Origin of the sequence: Winogradskyella wichelsiae, assembly GCF_013403925.1 — a bacterium.
Taxonomy (GTDB): Bacteria; Bacteroidota; Bacteroidia; order Flavobacteriales; family Flavobacteriaceae; genus Winogradskyella; species Winogradskyella wichelsiae.
Genome location: NZ_JABFDJ010000017.1, coordinates 1 through 3,673, shown reverse-complemented (window position 1 = coordinate 3,673; position 3,673 = coordinate 1). Strand labels below are relative to the sequence as shown.

The following is a 3,673-nucleotide window of genomic DNA, read 5'->3' as shown; positions in this document are numbered from 1 at the left end:
TAAAAATAGTATTCTCATAAACTTTATTTAATAGATGCTAAATTTGTTATATGGTTGCGTTAAATGTTTGCCAACGTGTTTGTGTATGGTTAGTTGCGTGGTTCAGCAACTAAGTTAGCAAACTTTTACGAACCCGTGAATATTCCGCAGGAATATTCGCAAGTAGAGAAGAATACAGCAATTAATTATACACGGTGTTGGCAACTGGCTATTATTCTTTTTTCTTAATTTCAACTTCGATTAAGTTTAACTCTAAAAGTTTTTTGAATAAATTTAGTGTTAAATGATAAATATCGGAAATTTCATTAATTCCAAAAACACCTTTTCGTTTAGTTAGTCCTTTTTCTATTAAATCATCTATAGAGTGATTGTATCTATACTTTATTTCAAACGTTCTAATTTCTAGGCATAGTTGACTTACATCTGAAATTATCTCCTCATCAATATCCATAGAATGGTAATTTATAATTGATTCGAGTTTTGTCCGAAAATTTTCTAGATTTATTTTTTCTTTTTTTACTAATTCAAGTCCGTCTTCTGGATTCATTTTGGTGAAACTTTCTAGAATTAGTTTTCTTACTTTTAAATGTGTTATTTTTTTTAAAACATTCAAATCAATTAAACCAATAAATCTATGATTTTTTAAATCTTTCTTATTTGTAAAAATAGATAATTGTTCAGAAGTAATATCTTTATTTTTAAATGGCGATTTTTCAATAAATTCACAGAATTCCTGAATAATATATGAGATTTTTGAGACAATGTATTTTTTCCTTTTCTTCTGTAATAATTTTACAGTAAAATGAGGGATAAGTTTTATTGATATGAAAATACTTATCATCAAGAAAATAGAACTAACAATGAAATTCATCCAAAATGAATTCCAATCGAAATCTATAAAAAATTGTTCCATCGTAGTTCTGTTTTTTAGCTTGTTGCCAACGTGTTTGTGTATGGTTAGTTGCGTGGTTTAGCAACTAATTTAGCAAAGTTTTACGAACCTGAGAATATTCCGAAGGAATATTCCAGATAAGCACTTACAAAGCAATTAATTATACACGGTGTTGGCAACTGGCTTTTATTTTTATTCAACTAATTTTAATTCAATTCGTTTTGTTTTTTTTAGTTTCTCTATCTCTAAATCCGTTAAATTCCATTTGTAAATCCTATTATTGACTTCACTTAAATTTCCAAATTCGGATATAATTTTCTTTTGTTCTGAATTCGATAAATGTGATTTGTTCAAATAGTTTATTGGATATAAATTCTTTAATGCTCCGTTTAAAATATTGATTTTATTTGAAGTCCAAATATGGTCTTTTTCTATAATATTTACTGAAGTTGAAAATAATCCTTTTTTTATTTTTCTTTCAGTTCCAGAGTCATAATTTGAATTTAATTGAGTTGTATATCCATAATCGAAATCTAATTCGTTTATTAAAACTCTATTAAATTCTAAAATAGAATCTTTATCGCAATATTTTGTGCTTATTTGAAGACAAAAGTCAATTGTTTCTTTTTCAGGTTTTTCATTTAAATTCAACATTTGATTGCTGATTGAAAAATATGTCTCGGTTTTTTCAGAATCGAAATCGACAAAGCAATAAACCAATTTTTTGTTAGATTTTAGTGCTTTTTCAAATCCGCTTTTGGTTTTATAGATTGATTGATAATTAATGTCAAAAGTTTTTGCTTTAAGTTCCGTTAACTGTTCAATTCGTTCAATGCAGAATAAAATTTTAGATTCCATTTCATACTTTTCTGCCGAATTTCGGTCAGTCATTTTAAAGAACTTAATCGTCCAATTTTTTGTTCTATTTTTCTTTAAAAACTTCACTTTTTGTTTTTAGTCACGGTTTTTTTTAGCTTGTTGCCAACGTTTATGTATATGGTTTGTTGCGTGGTTAAGTACGTAATTTAGCAAATAAAAACCGAATAGAAAATCCGCGAGGATTTTCGTAAGTAGGCTAGAACTAGCAATAAATTATATACGGTGTTAGGCAACGTAATTTTCTTTCCAACCATTAGTTTTAGCAATCAATTCTGGATATAGACAAGATGAATTTCCGTCTTGTGAAACCAAAATCTTAATTGAATCTCCAATTGATTTGTTATTTGTCAAAGCAAAATTATTAGTCCTTGATTTCGCAACGTTATTTCCATATTCATAATGCACATCCATTGATGAACCAAATTTCGAAAATGTGAACCCTTTATTATGGCTTATTGAAATTATTTTTCCCTCCACAATTCTGCCTGTTTTATATAATGAGAGTTCTTTATTTATTCTTGAATATAGAAGATAGCAAAGGATTAGTCCAATTAAAAGAACAACACCAGCTATGTAATACATAAAACCCATACTAAACGAATACTGCTCAAATTCCGTTGGTGTTGATACTCCGTTCAAATGTTTAATTGGAATAATATCGCCAGTTTTTAAAATATCAGTTTTGTCAGGTTCAAATACACTAAACTTTGACTCCGTTTTTTGTCCATTAAAGTCATATTCATAGGTCAAGATTTGAGGATTATTTCCGTTAATCGTAATGTTATTAATTCCTTTGATGTTTGTCAGGACAGCATTTTCTTTTTCTCCATCAGATTGGATTTTTTCCACGTTTTCAACAAAAGGGAAACTATTTCCCATTGAATTCATCATAATTCCCATTGGAAGAAACAATAATAGTGCAAATGCAATCCCTTGAAATGCAAAAAGCAGTAGTATTGGTCGTATTTTAGCTCTTTGCCAAATGGTTTTGAAGTTGGTTTTTCTATCTGTCAATGTCGTTTCTCTTTATGTTGCCTAACGTGATTCTGTATGGTTAGTTGCGTGGTTAAGCAACTAAGTTAGTAAACATTTACGAACCCGTGAATATTCCGCAGGAATATTCGCAAGTAGGGAAGAACCTAGCAATTAATTATACACGGTGTTGTGCAACGTATTTTATTCATTTTCTTCTTCAAGTCCGACAATGTCTTTTCGAATCTTTTTTCTCCAATTCTTTCCGTATTTTTTGTCTAAATACTCGAAGACTGTTCTATTGTATTCATAAAGACTTTCCTCTGCAATTGCTTCACAACCATACTCGACAAAATTCACGTTATATTTTTTCGCAAATTTTGTATCCGATTTATAGAAAACAGGCGCGATTCCACTTGATTCCAATATGTTTACTTTTCCGCTTTTTATGTCTTCAAGTGCTTTTTCTCGGTCAAGTCCGAATCTTGGTTTCATTACAAATTCAAACACATATTCTTTTGGTTTATCAACTCGAATTATTGTATCAATATTTTCATAACCCAAAGCAGTCAATTCTATAGTTTCTAAACTATCTTTTTCTCGAATACTGTATTTATATTCAAATTTTCCATTTTCATCTGTGGCTGAATATCGATATCTCGATTTATAACTCACATAAACATTTTCGAGTGGTTTTCCATTTACTTCAGACAATACAATTCCCTTAATTACAATTTCATTCGATTTTTCATTTTGTGAAAATCCGATTATTGAATTCAAGAATAATATTGTTAGGATGAGTTTTTTCATATGTTGCACAACGTGTTTGTGTATGCTTAGTTGCGTGGTTAGACAACTAATTTAGTAAACTTTTACGAACCTGAGAATATTCCGAAGGAATATTCCAGATAAGCAGAAACAAAGCAATTA

Annotated in this window: 4 protein-coding genes; all 4 read right to left on the bottom strand. The window is 29.2% G+C overall.

Going from position 1 to position 3,673, the window contains the following annotated elements:
• Nucleotides 1–211 precede the first annotated feature (211 nt).
• The 4 genes from HM985_RS16795 to HM985_RS16780 all read right to left on the bottom strand — a co-directional run bounded on the left by HM985_RS16795 (nt 212) and on the right by HM985_RS16780 (nt 3,553).
• Nucleotides 212–913 carry a hypothetical protein gene (locus tag HM985_RS16795; protein ID WP_179377370.1) on the bottom strand — a complete coding sequence of 234 codons (702 nt, stop codon included), beginning with the start codon at nt 911–913 and terminating at the stop codon, nt 212–214.
• 171 nt (nt 914–1,084) lie between these two features.
• On the bottom strand, nt 1,085–1,783 hold the full coding sequence (locus tag HM985_RS16790; RefSeq protein WP_179377369.1) for a hypothetical protein: 699 nt from the start codon (nt 1,781–1,783) through the stop codon (nt 1,085–1,087).
• Between the two features lie 213 nt (nt 1,784–1,996).
• Nucleotides 1,997–2,785 (bottom strand): hypothetical protein, encoded by a 789-nt coding sequence (locus HM985_RS16785; protein ID WP_179377368.1) that lies wholly within the window; start codon nt 2,783–2,785, stop codon nt 1,997–1,999.
• A 162-nt stretch (nt 2,786–2,947) separates the two neighbouring features.
• Nucleotides 2,948–3,553: an FEKKY domain-containing protein gene (locus tag HM985_RS16780; RefSeq protein ID WP_179377367.1), complete on the bottom strand. Its 606-nt coding sequence runs from the start codon at nt 3,551–3,553 to the stop codon at nt 2,948–2,950.
• Between the last annotated feature and the right edge of the window lie 120 nt (nt 3,554–3,673).